This is a genomic window from uncultured Chitinophaga sp. (genome assembly GCF_937874145.1).
GTDB lineage: Bacteria > Bacteroidota > Bacteroidia > Chitinophagales > Chitinophagaceae > Chitinophaga.
This window is the reverse complement of the sequence record NZ_CALNBI010000430.1, coordinates 1-24,612: the sequence shown is the minus strand read 5'-3', so window position 1 is coordinate 24,612 and position 24,612 is coordinate 1. Positions and strand designations below refer to the sequence as shown.

The window sequence follows — 24,612 nt, the reverse complement described above, 5'->3', positions numbered from 1 at the left end:
TGTCACACGGCCCGTGAGCTCAGCGGCCTGTTGTGCTTCGGGTGCAGCCCTGCGAACGGGAGCGGCTTTCACCACGATGTAATTACCCTGGCGCGCCCAGATCAGCGGCTGCCCCTGGAAGCTGGCTTCCATCGCCTTTTCCAGCGGCATGTTGGTAACTTTCAGCGTTACCGGTCTGGCGGCTTCCAATTCCGTTTTCGTGTACACGAAACTTACGCCGGTCTGTTGCTTCACCTTTCGGAAAATTACTTCCAGCGGTGCGTTTGTTTCCGCCAATGTGACGCTCTGCGCCATTAGGGCAACGCTCCCCTGCAGGCATAGCAGCAGGATGATCCAAAATCCTTTCATTTGCGTGTAAAGTTGGTTGATTAAAAAAAGTTCCCCCTTGCGCCGCATCACACATGCAGCGCCCTGTCCCCCTTCCGGGAGATGATGTATTGATCCTGCTTGTTGTTTGAACCGGTTTAGATATGTTGTACCCGTCCCCTTTCTTCCGATGCTACGTTTACTGCCTGTCCCTCACTTAACTATCAAGTCGCTTGTCTATGTATGTATATATTTTCCCCGATTGCCGCTGATCGATTACGGCTTTACCGTCACGCGGTTCCCGCTGGTCGCGAAATGTACGCGCCCGGTCATTTCCAGGAGCTTCAGTATCTCCGCCAGTTGCGCATCCCGGGGGATGTCGGCCACGAAGAGGTGCTGTACGCTGCCCTGGTAATCCGTTTCTATATTATACCAGCGTTCGAGCTGGCGCATGATCGTTTTGATATCGGCCCCGTTGAAACGGAAGTAGCCGTCTTTCCAGGCCGTAGCCGCCCCGACGTCCGCCGGTTGCACGGTTACATGGCCATCTGCCCCGGACACGGCCTGCTGCGCGGGGCGCAGGATTACAGGAGCCCCCCCGGCCGCAAACTGCACCTTGCCCGTTATGAGGGTCGTGACGATGCGCGGGTCGTCTGTATAGGCGGAAACGTTGAAGGCGGTCCCGAGTACGCGCACGGTGGCTTTCCCGTTCACATCCACCACAAAGGGATATGCTTCGCTCTTGTTGACTTCAAAATAAGCCTCGCCGGAAACCGCCACCTTGCGTTCGTTGCCGGTGAAGCGGGCGGGATAACGGATGGAAGAAGCGGCGTTGAGCCAGACCTTCGTGCCGTCGGATAAAGTAAGGCGGAATTTACCGCCGGTGGGTGTTTTCAGGGTGTTGAAGACGGGAGCCGCATCCGCAGCGCCTTCATCTTTATAAGTCAGCGCATCACCGCCCAGGGCGATAGCGGCGCCACCCTGGCTGGCAGGGATTTCGCCGGCGGAGTCGCCCAGCACCACCACCTGCCCGTTGGCAAGCGTGAGCGTGGCCACGTCTTTCCCCGGCTGGGGTACCACTGCAGGTTTCACGACCGTGGCTATTTCGGGTTTCCCCGGAACCAACATCCACCACGCCGCCCCGGCCATCACTACTACGGCAGCGGCTGCCGCGGCACGGCGTACCCACAGGCGGCGGACCGGCGTTGCCGGCGCTTCGATACCCGTGTTGGCATACACCTTCGCCAGCATCTCCCTGCGCAGCATTTCTTCCTGCCCCGCGTCGGGAACGGGTGCCGGTTGCTGCCGCATGCTGTCGTAATAGGCGTCCAGCAGGCGCTTTTCTGCGTCTGTGGCGGAGCCGTCCAGGTAACGGTCGATCAGTGTGGCTAAGGTTTGCTTGTTCATACGCTATGTACTTTAGTACCACTCATGCGGCGGTACCCTACGGTAAATCAAAAAATAATTGAAAAATAATCAGGGGATGATGGTGAACATGGCGTCGCGGAGACGGGTGCGAAGCACTTTCAGGGTGGCGGTCATCTTCTTTTCCACGGTTTTCACGGAAATATCCATCCTGCCGGCGATTTCGCGGTACGACAGCTTCTCTTCCCGGCTGAGCAGGAATATACGCCGCGCATCGCCCGGCAGGGAAGCCAGGATCTCGCGCACCAGCCCGTCCAGTTCCTTGAACAGCAAAGGCTGCTCGTCGAGCAGTTCGGAAGAGGTTTCCATCAAACGGTCATAGAACCGCTCGTCGATCTTCTGGTCGCGGATGGCTTTGAAAACCTGGAAACGGATGGCCTGCTGCAGCCAGGCATTGGGATAGGCGATCTCCAGCTCGTGCCGGCGCACCCAGAGCTGGGTGAAAACGTCCTGCACCAGGTCGCGGCTCACATCGTCGCGGCGGAGGATATTCAATGCTGTAAGGTAAAGGTTACGGTGATGACGGTTGAAGAGCGCGGTGAACGCAGCGGCGTCGTTCCCGCGGATGCCCTGCATCAATTCATGGTCGGTATGTTGCGCATAACTCGTCATTTCCAACAAAAACGCCACAAGTTACCGATAAAAACCGCGTATCTTGCATGGTATTTTGCAGGATCCCGGTGTTATTTTCACAAAATAGATGTTTCAACACTTATCTGACAATTAATTCCGTTCCAATCCGGCAAATATGGCCATGAAATTCGGAATACTTCCGATATTCAATATTTTTGCATGCCTAAAACAGACATAGCCTGATAATCTGATGGAACTATCGAAGAATTATATTCCTGCTGCGGCAGAAGACAAGTGGTACCAATACTGGATGGACAAGCAATACTTCCGCTCCGTTCCGGACGGCCGTCCTCCCTTTACGATCGTGATCCCCCCGCCGAACGTGACGGGGGTGCTCCACATGGGCCACACCCTGAACGAGACCGTGCAGGACATTCTTACCCGCCACGCCCGCATGAGCGGCTTTAACGCCTGCTGGGTCCCCGGGTCCGACCATGCTTCCATCGCCACCGAAACCAAAGTGGTGAATATGCTGAAGGAGGAGAAAGGCATCGAGAAGAGCCAGCTCACCCGGCAGGAATTCCTTAAATACGCCTACGAATGGAAGGAAAAATACGGCGGCATCATCTACCACCAGATCCGCAAGCTGGGCTGTTCGGTAGACTGGGACCGCGTGACCTTCACTATGGACCAGCATTATTACGACGCGGTGATCAAGGTGTTCGTTGACCTCTACGGCAAAGGGCTCATCTATCGCGGCGCGCGCATGATCAACTGGGATCCCAAGGCCAAAACCGCCCTTTCCGACGAGGAAGTGGAATATAAAGAGATCAGCGGCAAGCTCTACCACGTGAAATACGCCGTGGTAAACGCCGCCGGCGAGCCCACGGGCGAATACATCACGATCGCCACCCAGCGCCCCGAAACGATCATGGGCGACACCGCGATCTGCGTGAACCCCGGCGACGAACGTTATGCCCACCTGAAAGGCCACTTCGCCATCGTGCCCCTCGTCAACCGCAAAGTACCCGTGATCTTCGACGAATATGTAGACAAGGAATTCGGTACCGGCGCCCTCAAAGTAACGCCCGCTCACGATATCAACGACTACAACCTCGGCCTGAAACATAACCTCGAAGTGGTAGACACCCTCAACGACGACGGCACCCTTTCCGCCGCCGCAGAAGTGTTTGTAGGGGAAGACCGCTTCCGCGCCCGCAAGAAAGTGGTAGCGGCCCTCCAGGAACAAGGCCTACTCGTCAAAGAACAGGAATACACCACCCGCCTGGGCTACAGCCAGCGCAACCCCGACACCGTCGTGGAACCGAAAATCTCCACGCAGTGGTTCGTGAAGATGTCCGAGCTCGCCAAACCCGCACTGGATGCGGTAGTAAACGGCGAAGTACGCATCCACCCGGGCGACCGCTTCCTGGCTACCTATAAATATTGGATGGAGAACGTGAAGGACTGGTGCATCTCCCGCCAGCTCTGGTGGGGCCAGCAAATCCCCGCCTGGTACGACGCCCAGGGCCAGTTCGTAGTGGCGGAAACCCTGGAAGGAGCGCTCGATAAATACGAAGCCGCATACGGCAGCCGCCCCGCTTCCCTGAAGCAGGACGAAGACTGCCTCGATACCTGGTTCTCCTCCTGGCTCTGGCCTTCGGAAGTGTTCAAGGGCATCAGCAATCCCGGCAACGAAGAAATCAACTATTACTACCCTACCAGCGTGCTGGTAACGGGCCAGGATATCATCTTCTTCTGGGTGGCGCGCATGATCATGGCCGGCGAGGAATACCATAAGGAGAAGCCCTTCTCCGATGTGTACTTCACCGGTATGGTGCGCGACAAGCTCGGCCGCAAGATGTCCAAATCCCTCGGCAACTCGCCCGACCTGCTCGACCTGATCGAACGCTTCGGTGCGGACGCCGTTCGTTTCGGCATCATGATCGCTTCCCCCGCGGGCAACGACCTGCTGTTCGACGATTCCAGCTGCGAACAGGGCCGCTTCTTCAACAACAAGATGTGGAACGCCCTGAAACTCGTGAAGATGTGGACGCCCGCCGAAAATACCGGCGCCCCCGTTCCCGAATTCGCCGTGGAATGGTTCGGTAACCGCCTAAACGAGGTACATGCCGAAGTGGAAAAACTCTTCCGCGAGTTCCGCCTCAGCGAAGCCCTCAAAGCATTGTACTCCCTCATCTGGGACGATTTCTGCTCCTGGTACCTGGAATGGATCAAACCCGGGTTCGAGCAACCGATCGATAAAGGCGTGTACGAAAAAACCATCGGGTATTTCGAACAGCTCATGCAGCTGCTGCACCCCTTCATGCCCTTCGTTACGGAAGATATCTACCACCTCCTGCGCGACCGCGCCGAGGGCGACGACCTGGTGATCAAACAGTTCGCCGCGCCTGGCAGCATCAATGCCGGTCTGCTGGAAGAAGCCACGCTCGCCAAAGACGTGATCACCGCTATCCGCGACGCGCGCAACAAGCAACAGCTGAAACCGAAAGACAATATCAAGCTGTTCGTGGAAACGCAGGACCGCAAAGCCTTTGAACGCATCGAAAGCATCCTCGCCAAGCAACTCAATGCAGAGGAATACGGGTATGCGACGGAAGCCATCCCCGGCGCCGCGGCCATCGTGGTGGGCACGGATAAGTTCTACATGGTAACGGAGAAAGAAGTGGATCCGGTTGCACAGAAAGACCAGCTGCTGAAAGACCTCGCTTACCAGCAGGGTTTCCGGGCAAGCGTGGAGAAAAAACTATCGAACGAGAAGTTCGTGGCCAACGCCAAACCGGAAGCCGTGGAATCGGAGCGCAGAAAGCTCGCCGACTGCCAGGCCCGCATCCAGGCCATCGAAGAAAGTCTGAAACTGTTATAATATTCAGGATCGTCCGGCGTTTTGTACCCGGACGATCCTTTTTTTTGCCCTATGATGAAGCAATTGCTGATTACGCTCGCACTGTTTACCGGGATATCCGTCACTACCCTGGCGCAGGCATCCAAACCGAAACCGGCCGCCAAACCGGCTAAACCGGCTGCTGCAACGGCAGATGGCAAGCTGCGTTTCAGGACCACATGGGGCATCTACCTCAGCGATTCCATCCCCCGTCCTGAAGTATTGAAAATACTGGATTCCGCGCTCGTGGTGCGCGACCAGAAAAACAACAAATTCCCCGTCGTGTCTTTTGATTTCATTTATGAAGCGAAAGAGGCCTATATGAACGATACGACCAGCCAGGTAGGCTTCTACACCGAACCACCGGCGATTCCTTCAAAGGCGGGCGCCTCAGCCCCTTATGGAGCCAGCGGCTGAAAGAAACCATCCAGAAAGGAGAATCCCTCATCTTCTCCAACATCGTGATCCAGTACACGGAAGATAAATTCTACCGCGTACCGGAGCTCCGCGTCACCGTCCGCTAGTCTTCATTTCCCATGATCATGCCCCAAGGGCGCATGTTCGGGATTTTATCGAACACCACTTTCAGCAACGCCATCGTGGGAATGGAAATGAACATCCCCGCAATACCCCAGATCATGCTGCCGATGAACACGCCGAGCAGCGTCACCATGGCGTTGATCGACACCTTCGACCCTACGATCCTCGGCAACAGCACGTTGGCGTCCAGCAAATGGATGCCGAACATCAGAAGAGCGGCCCACAATGCCTGTCCGGCCGTGCCCGTGGTGAGCGTTACCAGCACCGTTACAATGATCGTAAGGACCATGCCGAGGTAAGGAATGATATTGAAAATAGCGCCCAGCGTGCCCAGCAATACCGCGTACTTTACACCGAGGCACACCAGCGCGAGGATGTACAATCCCGCCACCACGAGCATCTCAATGAACAATCCCACTACATAACTCTTCACCACCAGCCTGCTGTGGGCGATCACCTCGTGCACTTCGCCTGCATATTCGCGGCGGAAAAGGCGCAGGAGAAACTGCACCAGCAAACGGCGGTAGAAAAGGAGGAAGAAAGTGTAGAGGGGTATGAAGACAAGGAATATCAGGACAGATGAAACCGAGGTCACCGCGTTCACGATAAAGTTGGACAGGGAAGTGATGCTCTTAGCGGCGTTCTCATTGATCCAGGCCACCTGCTGGTCAGAATCGATATGGAATTTATCGTCGATCCAGATGGTCAGGTCGTTGGCCAGCACCATGAGCCTTTTTTCGAGTACGGGCAGGTCGGTGAGGAAGCTGGAAGTTTGCCAGGAAATGAAATACAATCCTCCCGCCATAAAAAACACAAATATCAGTACCGCCAGGCCGCAAGCGGCGCCCCTGGGGAATTTCAGCCGTTCCAATCCCTGCGCCAGCGGCAGCAGCAGGATAGCGAAAAGAAAACCGAAAGCCACCGGCGCCAGGATGTCTTTCATCGTCCGCAGGATCACGACGATGAGGACGAGGGCGAGCAGGATATGGCTCAGTTTCATGTAAAATGGCGGCTTCAGAACAGGTGGTCGCATGCACGGTTATTTAGTAAGAAAAGAGTTGCTGGATGGGAACGATCAGCTCGAAACGCCCCTTTCGCGAAGGATCGCCGGGATTGTCGTTGAACAAATGACTGTAGCGCATCCCAAAAGTAAAGGGCAGCACATTCCCGATCTTCGTATCAAAATACAATTCCCCGCCGGCCGATGCATATGTAACATGACGGCGGTTCCTAAAGTTGAAAGCGGTCATATAGTCATAAAAACCATTCGCCCGGATCCGCGAGAAATACAGCAGGTTGGCGAATCCCCAGTCAGGATACGCCACCGGGAAATGATAGTTCGACCCCACCTTGAAAATATGCTCGTAAAAGGGTTTGCTATACCCCCTTGCATATTGGAACGGATCGCTGAAAGCATAGCGCAGGCTCGTGTCTTTCTGCAAATAAGACAGCTGCACCACGATGCTGTGCGGGTTCCGGAAACCGGGGAAATACAGGTCCGCCCGGCCAAACAGCTGCTCCGCAGGGATGTTGTTGACCGATTTGCTGTACCGCATAGTGAGCGCCTGCGCGAAATGCGAATAAATCTGCTGCTGCGCTTTTATTCGCTGGTTCGAAAATCCGAAACCGAAGTCCAGGTATTGGATGTTGTTGTCCCGGAAGGCATATTTGCTATTGCCCGCGCGGGTCCGCGTTACCTGGTGGTAATCGGCGCTGAGCGAAAGGCCGCGGTAGAATTTCCCGGAATTGAGCCGCAGGGGCACGCTCATCCCCGCGTACCAGTCCATCTCGTTCCACTGCACCTGCACGGTGTCGCTGACATTGAGATACCGGTTGAATTTGTAATCGCCACCAGCCCGCAGCACGGGAAACCACCCGCCCCAGGCCACCTGCCCGCCAACCGACGGACTGCTTTCATTCCGGTTATATCCTCCCCCGATGCGGGTCTGCAAAGTGCCCAGTACGTTCTCCCCGAGCAAATACCATCCGTAATCCGGGTCGTCGGCCACCGGGAGCCAGCTGTGGAAATTGAATAAGCGGTGCGTTTTAGCGTATTTACGGACTTCCCTGCCCTCGTCCATTACTTGCCCCAGCATATCGCCGCCCTCCCCGAAATCGGGCCGTAACCAGGCGCTGTGATGATTTTCCGTGGGGTTGAAAGGCTCCCCTTCGTTGAGGGGCATGGAGAAAAGGCGGTAGCCGTCGGCGGTGAACTCGTTGAACACGAATTTCCCTTCAGACACCGCCACCTGGCGCACGCCATTGGGACGGTGCGTATGGCGGCGGAGATCGCCCCCGGCCAGCGGAACGCTGTAAATATCATCGGCATCCGCGAAAGCGGCGGTAAAATACACTCTGCCTTCATGCACCAGTGGGATGCCGATGGTACGCATGCTGAAGGGGACGAGGATTTCCGCTGTGCCGCCGGCCACCGCCTGGCGGACGAGCGCCATGCGCCCGGTGCTGTCGCGCACCGCGGCCACAACCGACTGGTCGCCGGGCGTGAATTTCGGGTAAGTGTAATACCAGTTTTCAGGATTGGGCAGCCGGGCCGTTACTTCGCCCGAAACGGCGTCAAGCAGTTCGAGGCGGTATTGCTGTTGCGGTGTAAGCGCGGCCACCACCACGGTTTTGTGGTCGTGGGACAGGTCTGGCGAGAAGCAGCGCCGTTCATGTTTGAGGGTATGGCGGTTGTTCAGGCTGCCGGGTTTGTAGATCACGACAACGGAACGCTCGTCCCAACCCCAGCGGGCGTTGTAGCGGCTTTCGGTCCAGAGGAAGTGCTCGTCGCGGTAGCTGAAGTAATTATCGAATCCCACGCCGGGCGCCACCTGGCGGAAGACGCGGTTCCTGCTGTAATGGTGGTAGATGGCAGGGATGGTTTCGAAAGAGTTATGCAGGAACACCAGGCCGGGGCCTTTGGTGGCGTAGAGATAGCTGAAATTGGCGACGGTATTGCGTTTGGAAAGCGCCGGCATGGGAATGTCGAGCGTATCGACGGGTTCCGCCTTCGCGGTGCTCCAGTTTTTGCGGTAGTAGTTGTACGCGGTATCGAAAAAAGCCGCGGCATTGCGGCCGGTGCGGCGTTTGAGGCTTTGGGAGAAGGGGTAGAACAAGCGGCGGTAACGCACGGCATCGTCGGTTACGCCCTTCCAGAAGTCCTGGCCATATTGCAGGCGGCCGAAGCTGGTCATAAGGTAGCCCGTTTGGTAATGGTTGGGGATCAGTTTGCGGAACGAACCGTTCCGGATCTGCATATAGCTGTAGTCTTTCCCTGCCAGCGCCAGCGCCCGGAAGCCATCGAAGAACGCCGGGACGCGGCCCCTTCCCTGCTGGCTGAGGGCAGTTTCGGTAACAACGGCATCACCCTCCCAGAACCAGTCGGGCACGGCGATATTGGTGAGGGCTGCCTGCCCCAGTTCCCCGAACACATAATATCCCGCTTTGCTGACGCCTTTGCGGAAATTGTTGTTCTGTACGACGTGGCGGTATTCGTGCAACGCCAGCTGATCGGCCCAGTTGAGGGCGCCGAGGTCGGAGGAATTGGGTGGCGGGGTAAGATAGAACACCGAGCGGAAGGGCCCCAGCTGTACGAAGCCGTTGCTTTGCATGGTTTCGTGCTGGAGGACGATGTCGACTTTACGGACGGTTGTTCCCAGCGTTCCCATATGCGAACGGGCGATATGGTGCACCACATCGGCCACCCGTTTACCCTGCGCGTCGAGCCCGGCGGGGAAAATCACCCGCACCGTGTCCGAATTCACCTGCCGCCATTTCACGGCCGGCCGGTTGCCGCCGAATTGCTGAGCGCCCGCAGTATGGGCAAGGGATAAGGCCAAAGCCAGGCATAGATAGTTTCGCATATGTAGTAAGGGGTTGTGCACCGGGCAACAAATTACATACAAATTTCAGATAATGGAACACGGTGCTGACATACACGTGACAACGCATTGTAGGCATTTTTCCGTATTTTTGTATTCAAACTTTTCGATACATGGATACAATTACGCAAGCTCCTATAAAATTCACCGCTGGTGCGGTTAAAGAACTGAAAAGGCTCATGGAAGAAGACAGCTTCGACCGTTCGCAATTCCTGCGCATTGGCGTGAAGGGCGGCGGCTGCTCCGGTTTGTCCTACATCCTCGGTTTCGACGCCAAAATGGATGGCGACGATACCTTCGATATCGAAGGCATCCCCGTGATCATGAAAAAGGCGCACGGCCTTTACCTGCTGGGCATCGAAATCGACTTCCAGCACGGCCTGGATGCCCGCGGTTTCACCTTCAACAACCCGAACGCGTCCTCCAGCTGCGGTTGCGGAACCTCATTCGCCGTATAAGCCGGCTTCCGGAAATAATTTTGACAAGGGTGACCAGGTATGCCTGGCCACCCTTTTTCATTTACTTCCACGTTCGCTTGTCGGCAAGAGCAGGTACAGTAAAAAAAAAGGAGACCAGGGAAATCCCCGGTCTCCTTTTTTATCAGATGATGATTGCGGTCTTATTTACCACGCACTAACGGCGGAGCCTTCTCGATCACTACAGACTCACGCTCCTGCGAAAGTGTGTTCTTCTTGTCGAAGTCCACCAGGATGGGGGCTGCCACGAAGATAGAAGAATAGGTACCGGTAAGTACGCCGATCAGCATCGCGAATGCGAAACCACGGGTCACCTCGCCACCGAAGATGAAGAGGATGAGGATGGTGAGGAATACCGTCACGGAAGTCATGATGGTACGGCTCAGGGTTTCGTTGATCGCGCGGTTGATCACGTAGGTAGTATCCAGGCCCTTCGTGTTACGGAAAGTTTCACGGATACGGTCGAATACGATCACGGTATCGTTCATCGAGAAGCCGATCACCGTAAGGATCGCCGCGATGAAGTGCTGGTCGATCTCCAGTGCGAAAGGCACAAAGCCACGGCAGAACGAGAACACGGCCAGAGTTACGAGTACGTCGTGCAGCAACGAGAAAATGGTACCGATAGAGTATTGCCATTTGCTGAATCGCAGCAGGATGTACAGGAAGATCACGAAGATGGAAAGCACGGTAGCGTAAATCGCACCCTGACGAAGGTCGTCGGAGATGGTGGGCGCTACGGTCTGCGAACCTACGAGGAACTTGCTTTCGAAAGCAGCCTGATCGGGCTTGCTGTCGTAGAAAGCCTGGAGGCCGGAGTGCAGTTTCGCCAGCGCGTCTTTCGCCGCTTCGTCGGTATTTTCTTCAATACGGTACGGAGTGGTGATGTTCAGCTGGTTGTTCTCGCCGATGGTTTTCACGAAAGTCTCGGAGTCGAAAGTCTTGTTCAGCGCCTGGTGTACCGCTTCACGGTCGATCGGTTTATCGAAACGAACGGTATAGCTGCGGCCGCCATTGAAGTCAACGCCGTGGTCGAAACCATTAAAGAAAGAACCCACACCGAGGATCATTACGATCGCGGAGATCACGTAAGCGATCTTGCGTTTGCCTACGAAGTCGAAGTTCGCGTGCTTGAAGATCCTGCGGCTGAGGGGCGTGAAGTATTCGAAGTGGCGTTTGCGCTTCATCCAGAAGTCTGTCACCATGCGGGATACAAGGATACCGCAGAACAGGGACAGGAGCAGACCGATGATCTGTGTGGTGGCGAAGCCCAGTACGGGCCCAAGGCCAAAATAGAACAGGATGATCGCGGTGAGCAGCGAGGTAACGTGACCGTCGAGCACCGGAGCGTAGGAACGTTTGTAACCGTCGCTTACCGCCTGCTGGTAGGTTTTGCCTTTGCTGAGCTCATCCTTGATACGTTCGAAGATAATTACGTTGGTGTCTACCGCCATACCGATCGTCAGTACCAGGCCTGCGATACCCGGCATGGTGAGCGTTGCGCCCAGGTATGCGAGGATGCCGAAGGTAAAGAGGAGGTTGAGGATCAGGGCGATGTTGGCTACGATACCACCGGTATTGTAATACACCAGCATCAGCACGAAGATCACTGCGAAGGAGATGATGAAGGACTTGGCGCCGGCTTCGATGGATTCCTGGCCGAGGGTCGGCCCTACCACCTGTTCCTGAACGATCTTGGCGGGAGCCGGCATACGGCCCGATACCAGGATGTTCGCAAGGTCCTGCGCTTCTTCCAGCGTAAAGCTGCCGCTGATGGAGGAGACGCCGTTGGGGATCTCGCCGCGGATGGAAGGAGCGGTATAAACGATGTTATCGAGTACTACGGCAACGTAGTTGAAAGTTCTCGGATCGTCGGGGTTGGTGGGTTTCAGCGCGCGGGTCAGGTTACGCCAGTCGCGGGTGCCGGTTACGTCCATGGTCATGGACACTTCGGGCGCGTGGTTGTCCTGTCCGAAATCGGCTTTCGCCGCGATCACCCTTTCGCCCGTGATTTTAGCTTTGGGGCTGGAGGGGTTTACCTTCACGCCATACACCTGGAGAGGCTGGCTGCGGTCTTCCTTGTTGGAAGGGCCGTAAAGGAACACCAGGTCTTTCGGGATCACCGCTTTCACAGCCGGCATTTCCAGGTATTGGCGGAAAGTGGCGGTATCGGAAGTGGCGATGTAACCGAGGGTGGAACTGGGGATCAGGCCTTCCGTTTGCGTAGCGTTCATGCGGAGGATCGCGAAGAGCGGGTTCTCCTTCATGGCTTGCTGCTGCAGCAGGGCGGCGGAATCTTTACCGGCAGCGGCCACGTCTTTCGACAGTACGCTGGTCAGTGAAGCGGTATCGTTTGCGGCGGCGGGCTGTGCGGCAGCGGTAGCTGCGGAATCAGTAGCCTTTGCAGTGGTGTCGTTTGTTACAGGTGTGTTGCCCAAAGACCGGCGGATCGCCTCGTTCATCGGGGTCAGCACAGCGGTGTAGAACTCATCGCTGTTCTTGTAGGTTTCCCGGAACTCGAGGTTGGCGCTGGCCTGGAGGTATTGGCGTACGCGGTCGGCATCATCCACACCGGCCAGTTCAACGGAAATAATACCGCGGTTCTCGTCGAGGTTGATGGTGGGAGACGCAACACCGAACTTGTCGATACGGTTTTGCAGTACTTTGTAAGTATTCTTAATGGCGGCCTTTGCTTCCGTGCGGATCACGTTCAGCACCTGGTCGTTGGAGCTGTTGAAGTTGATCTCTTTCAGCTGGGCGTTGGCGAACACGGTCGACAGCTTGCCGTTCGGGTTCTTTTCCTTGTACGCTTCGCCGAACAGGGTCACAAAGTCGGACTGGCTGTTCTTTTTGCGCTCGCGGGCGGTGGCGATGGCTGCATTGAGGGCAGGATCGTTGGGGTTGCCGGCCAGGGCGCGGACAACGTCTTCCACGCTAACTTCCAGCACCACGTTCATCCCTCCCTGCAGGTCGAGGCCCAGGTTGAGCTGCTTTTCTTTAGCCTTGATGTAGCTGGTGTTCCAGGGGAATCCCGCAATCTGCTTGCCACTGGAGCTGTCCAGCTTGTAGTCCGTACGTTCCTTAACCAGGTCGTTCAGCGTATCCTGGTACAGGGCCTGAAGCTCCTTGTTACCGGGATATTTCGTTTCGGCGGAGGGATTTTGGCGGGCAACATCAGCTGCGGCCTCAGCCTTCATCTTCTTCTCAAAGTTCCGCACCACGAACGTGAAGGACAACTGATACAAAGAAATAAGGATCAGGGCGGCAGTAAAAAATCTAACCAGTCCTTTTAGTTGCATTTTCTTTTCGGATTATTAATACTAATTTTTAAAGAGTTGCAAAGATAGAATTTAAATTGATATATTAAAGCCCCGATCAAAACAGCCATAAAATCACTATGTGATTGGTTTTGATAGGGATTTCGCATTCAAATTTTCCTTCTATGCAGCAACGGATTTTGTTGGCGTCTGCAATATTGGTTTTTTTTGCGAACTGCCAAACTTACCAGGGAAGAAATTTCGCCATGAAACCATCGAAACCGGTCAATTACCTGGACTCCCTCCTGGCGGCCCATGCAGCCCGGCTGGGGCCCGCTTTCGCCGATCCGCGGGCATTCCGGGTCGAGATTTTCTACACCCGGATCGACCGCGACGCGCGCAACAGGCCTCATTTACAGGAGTTCCACTGGCCGCAGGCCCCCTCCTCCTACTTCTATCCCGCTTCCACCGTGAAGCTGCCCGCCGCGCTCCTGGCCCTGGAAACCCTCAACCAACTGGGCCTCCCAAATACGGCGGATATGCTGACCGACAGCCTGCCGGGGATCTCCTCCGCTGCCGAAACCGATACCTCCGCCCCCTCCGGCAAACCCTCCGCGGCGCATTACATCAAGAAGATATGTATGGTCAGCGACAACGATGCATTCAACCGGCTGTACGAGTTCCTGGGCCAGGAAGCGTTCAATGAAAACCTCCATGATAAAGGCTATGCCAGCGCCCGCATCGTCCATCGCCTGAGCATGCCCCTCACGCCGGAAGCCAACCGGCAAACGAACGGCGTACGCTTTTTCGTCCCGGGAAACAGCCAGCCGGCGTTGGTACAGCCACCGAAATATTACCGCGGCCCCGTGCCCGGCACGCCTTCCGAAGCGCCCGAACAAGCCGGCAAGGCGCATTACGCGGGAGATTCGCTGGTGCAACAGCCGTTCGACTTCTCCCTGAAGAACCGGATCGCGCTGGGCGACCTCCATCATATCCTCCAAAGCATAATTTTTCCGGAGACTGTAACATCCCGCCAGCGTTTTCGTTTAACGGAGGAAGACTACCGGTTTTTATACCGGTATATGTCCAGGCTGCCAACGGAAAGCGGGGCGGGAGATCCGAAATACGATACGGCTGAATTCCACCGGAATTACACCAAATACCTCATGGGCGGCGCGGATGCCGGTGTGCAACTGCCTGCGGGACTGAGGATTTACAACAAATCCGGCTGGGCTTATGGCTTTCTGACCGATGTCGCGTATTTTGCGGACTTTGCCAACAAGATCGAATTCCTCCTGTCTGCCCGCATTTACACGAATACGGACGGCATCATCGGAGACGATACTTACGATTACGAAACCATTGGAAAACCATTCCTCCGCGAACTGGGCGCCATAATTTATGAAACGGAACTGACAAGGGAAAGAAAATACAAACCGGACCTGCAACGTTATTCAGACTGACAAAAATTGACTTCATAACCGTAACAAATCAATGAACATAAAAACCAAAGAGCGCATGGTAACCAAAATGAGCCGTTTATGGACACTGGCGGCATTGACCGTAGTAGCTGCAACAGGATTCACCTCCTGCCTGAAAAACTCTGACCCGCAACCGCAACAGCCCGTTACCTACGTGGCTTTCGTGAACTCGCTTGGCACCGAGTATGGTGTAGACATCTTTATGGACGCCAAGAAAATCAACAGCGATCAATTCAAGTACGGTGCTGCCGACGGTGCGCTATTTACGCCGAAAAACTACAAAATCGACTTCAAGAAGTTCGGTACCGAAGTACTGCTGGGATCTGTATCCGCACCCTTCGACACATCGCGTTACACCACCCTGATCCTCCATGGCGACGGTGCCGGCGCAGGCGTTCACCGCATCCTGGAAACATGGGCCAACGCTTCGACCGACCGCGCGAACGTGCGTTTCTTCAACCTCGTTCCCAACTCCGGCCCCGTTGACCTCTACATCGGCGAAACCCGCGTTTGGGGCAGCCGTCAATACGAAGACTTCGTGACCGGCCAATACGACCAGTTCACCGCCAACAACCTCGGCACTTTCAACATCGTGGCGAAAGGCCCGGGCGGCGATACGCTTGCCATCAAGGAATTCTCCCTGGCTGCACGCGGCGGGTTCTACAATATTTACTACCAGGGCATCGACAGCGTGACCACCGGCGACCTCAAGCCCAAGATCTCTGTAATGCCTTACCAGCAACAGTAACAGACACTGTAGCATACTTTTTTCAAAACATTCCGGGACCCTGGTTCCGGAATGTTTTTTTTATGCCCCTCCTCTCGTTTTTTTGCTGTAGGTTTGCCGCGGTCAACCCAAAAAATAGTACCCATGCAACTAGCAGAAAGATTAACGCGGATCTCCGTTCCGCAAACCATCAGAATGGCCAAACTCAGCCGGGAACTGAAAGCCCAGGGCATTGACATTGTGGACCTCAGCATCGGGGAACCCGATTTCGATACGCCCGAGCACATCCGCGAGGCGGCCAAAAAAGCCATCGACGAAGGCTATACCCACTACACTCCCGTAGCCGGTTACCTCGATCTCAAACAGGCCGTGGCACACAAGCTCCAGCGCGACAACGGGCTGGAATACACCGCCGACCAGATTGTCGTATCCACCGGCGCCAAGCAATCCATCGCCAACGCCGTGCTTTCCATCGTAAATCCCGGCGACGAAGTGATCATCCCCACGCCTTACTGGGTTACCTACTCCGAGTTGGTAAAGCTTTGCCAGGGCGTTGTGAAGTTCGTGCCCTGTGGCATCGAGAACAATTACAAGATCACGCCGCAGCAGCTGGAAGCCGCCATCACGCCGCAAACCAGGCTGTTCATGTTCTCCTCCCCCTGCAACCCCACCGGTTCCGTGTACTCCCACGACGAACTGAAGGGCCTGGCGGAAGTGTTCGAAAAGCATCCTGATATCTTCATCATCTCCGACGAGATCTACGAATACATCAATTACGTAGCGCCGCATACCAGCATCGCCTCCTTTGGCAGCCTGAAAAACCGCACCATCATCATCAACGGCCTCAGCAAAGGCTTTGCGATGACAGGCTGGCGCCTCGGCTACCTGGCCGCCCCGCCGGAAATTGCCAAGGCTGCGGATATGGTACAGAGCCAGTTCACCTCCGCCACCTGTTCCATCACCCAGCGCTGCGCCATCACGGCGCTCCGCGGCCCCCTGGATACCGCGCAGGAAATGGTGAAAGCTTTCGGCGAACGCCGCGCTTTCATCTTCGACGCCCTGAAAAAGATCCCGGGCCTTCATGTAAACCTCCCTGACGGGGCTTTCTACATGTTCCCCAACATCAGCGGCTTCTTCGGCAAGCAATATGAAGGCGAGCGCATCGAAAATGCCGACGACCTCTGCATGTTCCTGCTGCACAAAGCCAACGTGTCCGTCGTTTCCGGCGCGGCCTTCGAACAACCCCAGTGCATCCGCATTTCCTACGCCACCAGCCTCGACCGCATTAGGGAAGGCATGAAGCGCATGACGGAATGGCTGGCGAAACTGCAATAAATTTTTCCCGATAAACGCAAAGGCCCGGCAATGATCGCCGGGCCTTTTTTATGGCTGAATATTTTGTTTCGGGTTGATGAGCGTATCGAGGTATTCCTGGTATCGCTTTTTGACGTAAATCCCCAGGTCATACGCCGTTCCGGAGGATAGCAGCTCAGCCGGCGGACGGGTGCGGTCCACGAAATCGTCGAGGCTGTCGCCCCGCAGGGGAATGAAGCGGGCCACGGCGTCGGGCGTGTAATATTTCCGGAAGAAATTATCCTGTTGCACGGCCTGCACGCGCCTGCGGAAGTCGTCGTTGCGGCTGTTCTTCCCGAACGAAAGCAGCGAAGCCAGCGCCCCTATATCAAGCCCCACGCCGGCCACCTGGTGCTTACGGCCGTCGGCCCCTGTCACGGTGTTGCCGGGCTTCTCCTTATCGAAATTGAATACCGATCCGAGTGAAGGGCGTTGCGCGCCGCGGAGCAGGCGTTCCATTTCCAGGGAATCCTGCAGGTAGTTGCTGCCTCTTTTATGAAAAGTTTTGAGCTGGATGACGCGCATGGAATCCTGCCGCTGGAGGGGCATCGTATCCGGCCACCGCAACTTCGGCTGCACGTACCCGGCGTAGGGGAAAGCGGGCGGCTTCCGGGGAGCGTCCTGGGCGGCGAGCGTTGTACAGCACGATATTGCGCCGCAAAGTGTGATCATGCGGGGATTCATGCCCTGAAGCTAACGGTTCCCGTTCTAAGAAAAAGTTAAAAATGCCTGGTGGAGTTGCAGCACCTGGGGGATGACGAGCTGCTGTTCATCGTTGTAAATGACATAATCGGCCAGCTTCCGCTTGATCTGCTCGTCGAGCTGCTTGTGCATGCGCGCGATCACCGCGTTGCGGTCGGTATTGTCGCGCTGCATGACGCGCCGGATGCGGAGGGCTTCGGGAGCATACACCGTTATCACTTTATCCACGTGGTGGAATGATTCGGTTTCGAACATAAGGGCGGCTTCCTTGATAACGTAGGGGGCGTTCTGGCGGCTGGCCCATTGTTCAGAATCGCGGATGGTGGCGGGGTGGACGAAGGAATTGAGGATGGCGAGCTGCTCTTTGTCGGCGAACACGATATCTGCGATGTGCTTGCGGTTGAGGGAACCGTCGGGGAAGTACGCGGCGTCACCAAAGTGGCCGCGGATGCGGGAAGCGAGCTCGGGGTCGCGGATCATGATGTCTTTGGCGGCTTCGTCGGCATAGAAAACGGGGATGCCGAGGAGGGCGAATATTTTCGCTACGGTAGTTTTTCCGGAGCCGATGCCGCCGGTGATTCCGATGATGCGCATGGGTGGCAAAATAATAAAAAAAGAGAAGGCGTAAAGCCTTCTCTTCCCGTGTTCACGGTAAAATCCCGGAATTATTTTGTTTCCGCAGCTTTGTTCTGCGCGTTGGTGTATTCCATGCTGATGGCGGAACGTTCCATGGTGAAGAAGGTGCCGGGGCTCACTTCTACCTGGAGGGTACCGTTGTCGTTGATTTTCTTCACTTTGCCATGGATACCGGCTATGGTTACAACCTTGTCGCCTTCGCGGAGGTTGTCGATGAACGTTTTTTGTGCTTTGGCTTTTTTGGTTTGCGGGCGGATCATAAAAAGCCACATCACGAGGATCATACCACCGAAGAAGATGAGGGTGCCCATGCTGCCCATACCGCCGCCCTGTGCGCCACCGGCGGGGGGCGTCATCAGGAATACGTTTGTTAAGAAGTTGTACATCTGTATGTGTTTATTTGATTTGAACGGTTAAAGTTACTATTTCTTTGCCACGATCTCGGCGGTAATGCGCGGACCTGCATTCCCGGAGGGCTCGGTATTGGCTTCGATGTAGATTTCTTTCTCGGTATAGCCTTCCGGGCGGCCTTTGCTGTCGAACTTCACTTTGATATAGGCGGAGTCGCCGGGGCGGATGGGCGCTTTGGGCCATTCCGGGATGGTGCACCCGCAGGAAGCTTCGGCGCGGCTGATGAGCAGGTCGCGGTTGCCGGTGTTCTTGAATTTGAAGGAATATTCGACCACTTCGCCGGCTACGATTTTCCCGAAGTCGTGCACCTGCTTCTCGAAGGAGATGACGGGCCGGGCGCCCTGGGAAGTATCCTGCGCCTGGGAACCGGATTCGGCCGGGGCCTTGCTGCCCTCAGGGCTGTTGCAGGCGCCGAAGGCGAGGGACACGGCGAGGATGGCAAGGAATGTAGCTTTCATGGATCGTTTTATTTACGGTTACGGTCCGTTTTCTCTACCAGGTTGGCCTGGAGGAGATCTTTCAGGATATTATCGAGAATACCGTTGACGAACTGCCCGCTTTGCGGCGTGGAGTAGGCTTTGGCCAGGTCGATATATTCGTTGATGGTCACCTTGGTGGGAATGGTCGGGAAATAGAGGAATTCGCAGACGCCCATTTCCATCAGCAGCATGTCTACCGCGGCGATACGCTCGGGGTCCCAGTTCTGGAGCTTGGGCCGGATGAGCTCCAGGCAGTAGTCTTTTTTGTTGAGGACGGTGCTGAGGAGGTCGCGGGCGTATTCCATTTTCTCCCGGCTGATGAGCTGGAGGAAGTTGAAGAGCTGGGGCTTGGAGAGGTAGTTGCCTACCAGGATGCCCATCATGTCTTCATCATCGCCCCAATGGAGGAACGTGTCTTCCATGTGCTGGCGGAAGAGCTCGTTTTTTTCCAGTATTTCGGTGAAGATGTATTCGATGATTTGTTTTTCGGAGGCTCTTTCGCGGGAGGGTGCCGCGATGTAGGCTTTGTAGATCTCCGATTCGGTGAGCTGGTTGTAGAGTTTCCGGGTGAGCTCGGGGTCTTCGAGGCCGCGGAGCTTCCAGGTGTCGAGGTTAACGAGGAACCCTGTGTCGTTGAGCACCTGGAAAACGAAGTCGTTCCCCGCCACTTTGGTGTTTACGGCAAGGTCTTCCGCGCTGGGCAGGTGTTTGGAGGCCCTTTTCTGAGCTTCCGTCTCCGCATACTGGGCCACCCTGGCCATAGAGTACAGGAGGTAGGTGAAAACCTGACACGTCTGGTCCAGTTTCTCATTGAGCAAACTCATGGCAGTGCCCGGTTTCACCGTTTCCTGCTCCATGGTGTCCATGGCATACAGCGTTTGCATTACTTTTACCCGGATATTTCTTCTACTGATCATTTGTACGCTTAGGAAAATGGCCGCAAATCTACTGTTTTACAGCGACTTTTTAAAAAATACTTCCGGCGCCCCCGGGCGGGGGGCCGCGAACTGCCATTCCAGGGCTGCTGTCAGGCCGGAAATGAAAAAATGTCATTTTCTGGCATGGCAAGTGAATTTACTTATCTTTGGAACCTGCAAATTTGACCAGAAAATCATTTGGCATAATCTCTGAAAGGGGAAAAGCCGTCCGATTTCCATCAAATCCGGAAAACTTTTACAAACTCATCTTTTTAAAAATAGAATCAAAATGGCTAAAAGCAAATTGAGTATCAAACCTCTGGCAGACAGGGTGATCGTAAAACCCGCAGCAGCTGAAGAAAAAACCGCAGGCGGCATCATCATCCCCGACACGGCTAAAGAAAAACCGCAACGCGGAACGGTAGTAGCGGCCGGCCCCGGTAAAAAAGATGAACCCGTGAGCGTGAAAGTAGGCGATACCGTGCTGTACGGCAAATATTCCGGCACCGAGATCAGCCTCGAAGGAGACGACTACCTGATCATGCGCGAATCCGACATCCTGGCCGTAATCTAATCCCGGCCCCGAAATTTAACCTTCACGACCAAAGAAAATTTATACGACTATGGCAAAGCAAATATTCTTTAATACCGACGCCCGCAACAAAATGAAAAAAGGCGTCGACACCCTGGCCAACGCAGTGAAAGTGACCCTCGGCCCCAAAGGCCGCAACGTGGTGATCGAAAAGAAATTCGGCGCTCCCGGCGTAACCAAAGACGGTGTTACGGTAGCTAAAGAAATCGAACTGGAAGACCCCATCGAGAACATGGGTGCCCAAATGGTGAAGGAAGTGGCTTCCAAAACCGCTGACATCGCCGGCGACGGTACCACCACCGCCACCGTACTGGCCCAGGCCATCATCGGCGAAGGCCTCAAAAACGTAGCTGCAGGCGCTAACCCCATGGACCTGAAACGCGGTATCGACAAAGCCGTGAAAGCCGTGGTGGAAAACCTGAAGAAACAATCCGAAAAAGTAGGTAACGACAACAAGAAAATCGAACAGGTTGCCGCTATCTCCGCCAATAACGACCAGGAAATCGGTAAACTCATCGCCGAAGCGATGCGTAAAGTAACCAAAGACGGCGTTATCACCGTTGAGGAAGCCAAAGGCACCGAAACTACCGTAGAAGTAGTAGAAGGTATGCAGTTCGACCGCGGTTACCTCTCCCCCTACTTCATCACCAACAGCGAGAAAATGCAGGCTGAGCTGCAGAATCCCTACATCCTGATCTACGACAAGAAGATCAGCACCATGAAGGACATCCTGCACATCCTCGAGAAAGTTGCCCAGCAAGGCGCTCCCCTCGTGATCATCTCCGAAGACCTCGAGGGTGAAGCACTGGCTACCCTGGTGGTAAACAAACTCCGTGGCACCCTGAAAGTAGCCGCCGTGAAAGCCCCCGGCTTCGGCGACCGCCGCAAGGAAATGCTGCAGGACATCGCTACCCTCACCGCAGGCGTGGTAATCAGCGAAGACCAGGGCTACAAACTGGAGAACGCCGATCTTACCTACCTCGGCCGCGCTGAGTCCGTAACCATCGACAAAGACAACACCACCGTTGTAGGCGGTAAAGGTAAAAAAGCCGATATCCAGGGCCGTATCAACCAGATCAAATCCCAGATTGAAGTAACCACCTCCGACTACGACCGTGAGAAACTGCAGGAGCGCCTGGCCAAACTGTCCGGCGGTGTTGCCGTACTCTACGTAGGTGCAGCTACCGAAGTGGAAATGAAAGAGAAGAAAGACCGTGTGGACGACGCCCTGCACGCAACCCGTGCTGCCGTTGAAGAAGGCATCATCGCTGGTGGCGGTGTGGCATTCATCCGCGCGATCGAAGGCCTGGAAAAAGTAAAAGGCGAGAACGAAGACGAGGTTACCGGTATCGCGATCGTTAAACGCGCGATCGAAGAACCCCTCCGCCAGATCACTGCCAACGCAGGCATCGAAGGTTCCATCGTGGTTCAGAAAGTGAAGGAAGGCAAAGCCGACTTCGGTTTCAACGCCCGCACCGAAACTTACGAGAAAATGCTGTCTGCCGGTGTAATCGACCCCACGAAAGTGGCGCGCATCGCCCTGGAAAACGCTGCATCCATCGCTGGCATGCTGCTGACCACGGAATGTGTGATCGCCGACAAACCCGAACCCAAATCCGCAGCTCCCGCAATGCCGGGCGGCGGTCATGGCATGGGCATGGATTACTAATCCACCCTTTCCGGAAATATTCCCTCCCGTCCCGGCATCTGCCCGGGACGGGATTTTTTTATTCTGTAACTTTCCGGCCGCTGATACCGTTTAAAGTTAAAATTCCGAAACCAGATGCTGTTGAACAATGGATTACGACTGTTTCGCTCAATGCCGCCCTTCCTGGGCCTCCTGGTGCTGGGCGCCAGCCTGCTGACGGGCTGCGCCAAATCGCTGGAGAACCCGGACAGGTTGCTTTCCGATATCGTTGCGGAAACGAATTCCATCCGGGCGTACCTCAAGCAACATAAAATGGATTCCGGCACGGTCATCCACCCCAGCGGGATGATTTACCGGATCTGGGAGCCCGGCGACAAGTCGGACACCATCAGCCTGGACGAAATCCCCGTTGTCACCTTCAAGCGCAAGCTACTGGGGCAGGAACAGATCGTGGAAGCTTCCCCGATCCCTACTTCCTTCGACAACCGCCGGCTGAGGGACCATATCCTGGGATGGCAATACGGTTTGCCCCTGATCACCAAGGGCGGACGGATCGAGCTGTTCATTCCCAGCAGGCTGGCCTTCTCCGATGTGGGCATTCCCGGGAAGATTCCGCCGAATGCCATCCTGCATTGCGACATCACTTTAATCGATATCAGAAAATAACCACTCAAATCGCATGAAGAAACATTACCTGGGCCTGATCGCCCTCCTGGGCATTACCCTGGCAGTAGCCTGCAAGAAAGATAAGGACGAGGAAGTGCCTTACGACGAAGTGAAACAAGCGGCCATCGATGAACAGACCATCAAGGATTACATCGCCGCCAATAATATTACCGGCATGCAGCGCGATACGACGGGCGTTTACTGGAAAGTGCTGCAAAACGGGATCAATGAAGATACCATCGCGCTGGACGACCGTTTCAACATCTCCTACAAGGGCTGGCTGCTGAACGGCACCCGTTTCGATTCCGCCAACAACACCACGTTCAACGACATCCGGCTGGGCAGCACGGGGCTGATTGCGGGGTTCAAGGTGGGCCCGCAGAAGACTTCCAAGAAAGGCGTCGTGCAATACCTGATCCCTTCCGTACTGGGCTACCGGAACCGCCAACAGGGCAGCATTCCGCCCAACAGCGTATTGAAGTTCGAGGTAACGGTGAACGATTTTTATTATTAATCGCCCCCGGGAAACCGGTGAATATACCTGATGCCCGCCCCGGTTACTGCCGGTGCGGGCATTTTGCTTTACGGGGAAATTATAGTACATTTAGAAAGACCAATATCTAACGCAATTCCGGTACTATTCCCGTCGATATGCACCGACCGCCCGTTCATATATCCCCATCCGCCATGCAGGAGCGCCGCTTCCTGGAGGTTTTCCGTGACCAGGAGGCCCGTTTGTATGCTTTGGCCATCGGGATGACGAAATCGGCGGCCTATGCGCAGGACCTGGTGCAGGAAACTTTCCTCAAGCTCTGGGAGCACCGCGAACAACTGGCCGACATCCGGAACATGGATGCCTGGCTGTACCGCGTGATGGAAAACAAACTGATGGACTTCCTCCGCAAAGCCGCGGCCGACGAGCGGATGCGCGAGCAGATCTGGTGCTCGCTGTCCCAGGAGCCCGCTTCTCCCGCCACCATTACCGAAGACCGCGAATACCACGCCCTGGTCGGCAAAGCCATCGACCGGCTCCCGCCGCAACGGCGCCTCATATACCGCCTCAACCGCGAAGTAGGCATGAGCTATATGGAAATCGCCGACGAGCTCAACATCTCCCGCCATACGGTAAAAAACCAGCTATTCTCGGCCCTGCAGGCCATCCGCTCCTTCCTTGTCAAAACCTCCGGCCCGCTCATTATCGTTTTCTCACTTTTTTTCTCCCGCCAATAGGAACATTTCGCCGCTGCTTCGTCTACCATGCATATACACCAATGCAAGCATGGAAGAACGGATACAATACCTTTTCAAACGCTACCGCGACAACACCTGTACGCGGCAGGAATATGAGGAATTCTTCGCCCTGCTCCGGCAAGCCGGCCACGACGACACCCTGCGCGAGCTGATCCGCCAGGCCTGGAACAGCGATGAGGAACTCCCGCATGCGGAAACCTACGTCAATGCCCGCGGACGGCTTGTACACCCTGCCGGCCGGCAGCTGAAACTGGTGAAGTTCGCCGTAGCCGCCGCCCTGATCACCATTGTGGCCACGGGCGTATGGCTCCTTTACCCTTCCGGCAGCGCCCCGGCGCCCGCCATGCAAGGGCAGCAGACCGCCCGCAGCGAGGTGCGCCGGCTCA

Annotated in this window: 23 protein-coding genes; 12 read left to right on the top strand and 11 right to left on the bottom strand. The window is 55.6% G+C overall.

From position 1 onward, the window contains the following. The 3 genes from Q0510_RS20480 to Q0510_RS20470 all read right to left on the bottom strand — a co-directional run. Positions 1 to 348: STN domain-containing protein (locus tag Q0510_RS20480; protein WP_298715808.1), on the bottom strand; the 348-nt coding region annotated here is incomplete at its 3' end. A 234-nt stretch (positions 349 to 582) separates the two neighbouring features. Further along, the gene (locus Q0510_RS20475; RefSeq protein WP_298715807.1) at positions 583 to 1,713 is read right to left on the bottom strand and encodes a FecR family protein; all 1,131 of its coding nucleotides are present in this window, start codon (positions 1,711 to 1,713) and stop codon (positions 583 to 585) included. 69 nt (positions 1,714 to 1,782) lie between these two features. Further along, positions 1,783 to 2,361, bottom strand: coding sequence for an RNA polymerase sigma-70 factor (locus Q0510_RS20470; RefSeq protein WP_298715806.1), 579 nt, complete (start codon positions 2,359 to 2,361; stop codon positions 1,783 to 1,785). Between the two features lie 193 nt (positions 2,362 to 2,554). Between Q0510_RS20470 and Q0510_RS20465 the strand changes: the two genes are divergently transcribed. Next, the gene (locus tag Q0510_RS20465; RefSeq protein ID WP_298715804.1) at positions 2,555 to 5,191 is read left to right on the top strand and encodes a valine--tRNA ligase; all 2,637 of its coding nucleotides are present in this window, start codon (positions 2,555 to 2,557) and stop codon (positions 5,189 to 5,191) included. Positions 5,192 to 5,242: 51 nt separating this feature from the next. Continuing rightward, the gene (locus tag Q0510_RS20460; RefSeq protein ID WP_298715802.1) at positions 5,243 to 5,626 is read left to right on the top strand and encodes a hypothetical protein; all 384 of its coding nucleotides are present in this window, start codon (positions 5,243 to 5,245) and stop codon (positions 5,624 to 5,626) included. Positions 5,627 to 5,729: 103 nt separating this feature from the next. On the opposite strand, the gene Q0510_RS20455 is transcribed toward Q0510_RS20460, so the two are convergent. Next, positions 5,730 to 6,782, bottom strand: a complete 1,053-nt coding sequence (locus Q0510_RS20455) for an AI-2E family transporter (RefSeq protein WP_298715800.1) — start codon at positions 6,780 to 6,782, stop codon at positions 5,730 to 5,732. Between the two features lie 10 nt (positions 6,783 to 6,792). Next, complete coding sequence (locus tag Q0510_RS20450) at positions 6,793 to 9,612, bottom strand: hypothetical protein (protein ID WP_298715798.1); 2,820 nt, start codon at positions 9,610 to 9,612, stop codon at positions 6,793 to 6,795. A gap of 131 nt (positions 9,613 to 9,743) precedes the next feature. Between Q0510_RS20450 and Q0510_RS20445 the strand changes: the two genes are divergently transcribed. Continuing rightward, on the top strand, positions 9,744 to 10,088 hold the full coding sequence (locus Q0510_RS20445) for an iron-sulfur cluster assembly accessory protein (RefSeq protein ID WP_298715797.1): 345 nt from the start codon (positions 9,744 to 9,746) through the stop codon (positions 10,086 to 10,088). Positions 10,089 to 10,249: 161 nt separating this feature from the next. Here Q0510_RS20445 and secDF read toward each other — a convergent pair whose 3' ends face one another. After that, positions 10,250 to 13,405, bottom strand: a complete 3,156-nt coding sequence (secDF, locus tag Q0510_RS20440) for a protein translocase subunit SecDF (RefSeq protein ID WP_298715795.1) — start codon at positions 13,403 to 13,405, stop codon at positions 10,250 to 10,252. 224 nt (positions 13,406 to 13,629) lie between these two features. Between secDF and Q0510_RS20435 the strand changes: the two genes are divergently transcribed. From Q0510_RS20435 to Q0510_RS20425, 3 genes are all read left to right on the top strand, one after another. Next, complete coding sequence (locus Q0510_RS20435; RefSeq protein WP_298715793.1) at positions 13,630 to 14,826, top strand: serine hydrolase; 1,197 nt, start codon at positions 13,630 to 13,632, stop codon at positions 14,824 to 14,826. A gap of 31 nt (positions 14,827 to 14,857) precedes the next feature. Continuing rightward, complete coding sequence (locus Q0510_RS20430; RefSeq protein ID WP_298715791.1) at positions 14,858 to 15,592, top strand: DUF4397 domain-containing protein; 735 nt, start codon at positions 14,858 to 14,860, stop codon at positions 15,590 to 15,592. A 123-nt stretch (positions 15,593 to 15,715) separates the two neighbouring features. Then, positions 15,716 to 16,906 carry a pyridoxal phosphate-dependent aminotransferase gene (locus tag Q0510_RS20425; RefSeq protein ID WP_298715789.1) on the top strand — a complete coding sequence of 397 codons (1,191 nt, stop codon included), beginning with the start codon at positions 15,716 to 15,718 and terminating at the stop codon, positions 16,904 to 16,906. 48 nt (positions 16,907 to 16,954) lie between these two features. Here the strand turns inward: Q0510_RS20425 and Q0510_RS20420 are convergent, their stop codons facing one another. The 5 genes from Q0510_RS20420 to nusB all read right to left on the bottom strand — a co-directional run bounded on the left by Q0510_RS20420 (position 16,955) and on the right by nusB (position 20,069). Continuing rightward, positions 16,955 to 17,596 (bottom strand): hypothetical protein, encoded by a 642-nt coding sequence (locus Q0510_RS20420; protein ID WP_298715788.1) that lies wholly within the window; start codon positions 17,594 to 17,596, stop codon positions 16,955 to 16,957. Between the two features lie 36 nt (positions 17,597 to 17,632). Beyond that, positions 17,633 to 18,220: a dephospho-CoA kinase gene (gene coaE, locus Q0510_RS20415; RefSeq protein ID WP_298715787.1), complete on the bottom strand. Its 588-nt coding sequence runs from the start codon at positions 18,218 to 18,220 to the stop codon at positions 17,633 to 17,635. Positions 18,221 to 18,291: 71 nt separating this feature from the next. Next, positions 18,292 to 18,648 (bottom strand): preprotein translocase subunit YajC, encoded by a 357-nt coding sequence (yajC, locus tag Q0510_RS20410; protein WP_298715785.1) that lies wholly within the window; start codon positions 18,646 to 18,648, stop codon positions 18,292 to 18,294. A gap of 36 nt (positions 18,649 to 18,684) precedes the next feature. Further along, positions 18,685 to 19,131: a DUF1573 domain-containing protein gene (locus tag Q0510_RS20405; RefSeq protein ID WP_298715783.1), complete on the bottom strand. Its 447-nt coding sequence runs from the start codon at positions 19,129 to 19,131 to the stop codon at positions 18,685 to 18,687. An 8-nt stretch (positions 19,132 to 19,139) separates the two neighbouring features. Then, the gene (nusB, locus tag Q0510_RS20400; RefSeq protein WP_298715781.1) at positions 19,140 to 20,069 is read right to left on the bottom strand and encodes a transcription antitermination factor NusB; all 930 of its coding nucleotides are present in this window, start codon (positions 20,067 to 20,069) and stop codon (positions 19,140 to 19,142) included. Positions 20,070 to 20,358: 289 nt separating this feature from the next. Here nusB and Q0510_RS20395 point away from each other — a divergent pair, with 289 nt between their 5' ends. The 6 genes from Q0510_RS20395 to Q0510_RS20370 all read left to right on the top strand — a co-directional run. Next, the gene (locus Q0510_RS20395; protein ID WP_341835416.1) at positions 20,359 to 20,643 is read left to right on the top strand and encodes a co-chaperone GroES; all 285 of its coding nucleotides are present in this window, start codon (positions 20,359 to 20,361) and stop codon (positions 20,641 to 20,643) included. A gap of 49 nt (positions 20,644 to 20,692) precedes the next feature. After that, on the top strand, positions 20,693 to 22,330 hold the full coding sequence (gene groL / locus Q0510_RS20390) for a chaperonin GroEL (protein WP_298715779.1): 1,638 nt from the start codon (positions 20,693 to 20,695) through the stop codon (positions 22,328 to 22,330). Positions 22,331 to 22,480: 150 nt separating this feature from the next. Continuing rightward, complete coding sequence (locus tag Q0510_RS20385) at positions 22,481 to 22,975, top strand: FKBP-type peptidyl-prolyl cis-trans isomerase (RefSeq protein ID WP_298715777.1); 495 nt, start codon at positions 22,481 to 22,483, stop codon at positions 22,973 to 22,975. A 13-nt stretch (positions 22,976 to 22,988) separates the two neighbouring features. Then, entirely contained in the window at positions 22,989 to 23,489 is a 501-nt protein-coding gene (locus Q0510_RS20380; RefSeq protein WP_298715775.1) for an FKBP-type peptidyl-prolyl cis-trans isomerase, read from the top strand. 137 nt (positions 23,490 to 23,626) lie between these two features. Further along, the gene (locus Q0510_RS20375) at positions 23,627 to 24,205 is read left to right on the top strand and encodes an RNA polymerase sigma factor (protein WP_298715773.1); all 579 of its coding nucleotides are present in this window, start codon (positions 23,627 to 23,629) and stop codon (positions 24,203 to 24,205) included. Between the two features lie 49 nt (positions 24,206 to 24,254). Continuing rightward, positions 24,255 to 24,612: hypothetical protein (locus Q0510_RS20370; RefSeq protein ID WP_298715771.1), on the top strand; the 358-nt coding region annotated here is incomplete at its 3' end.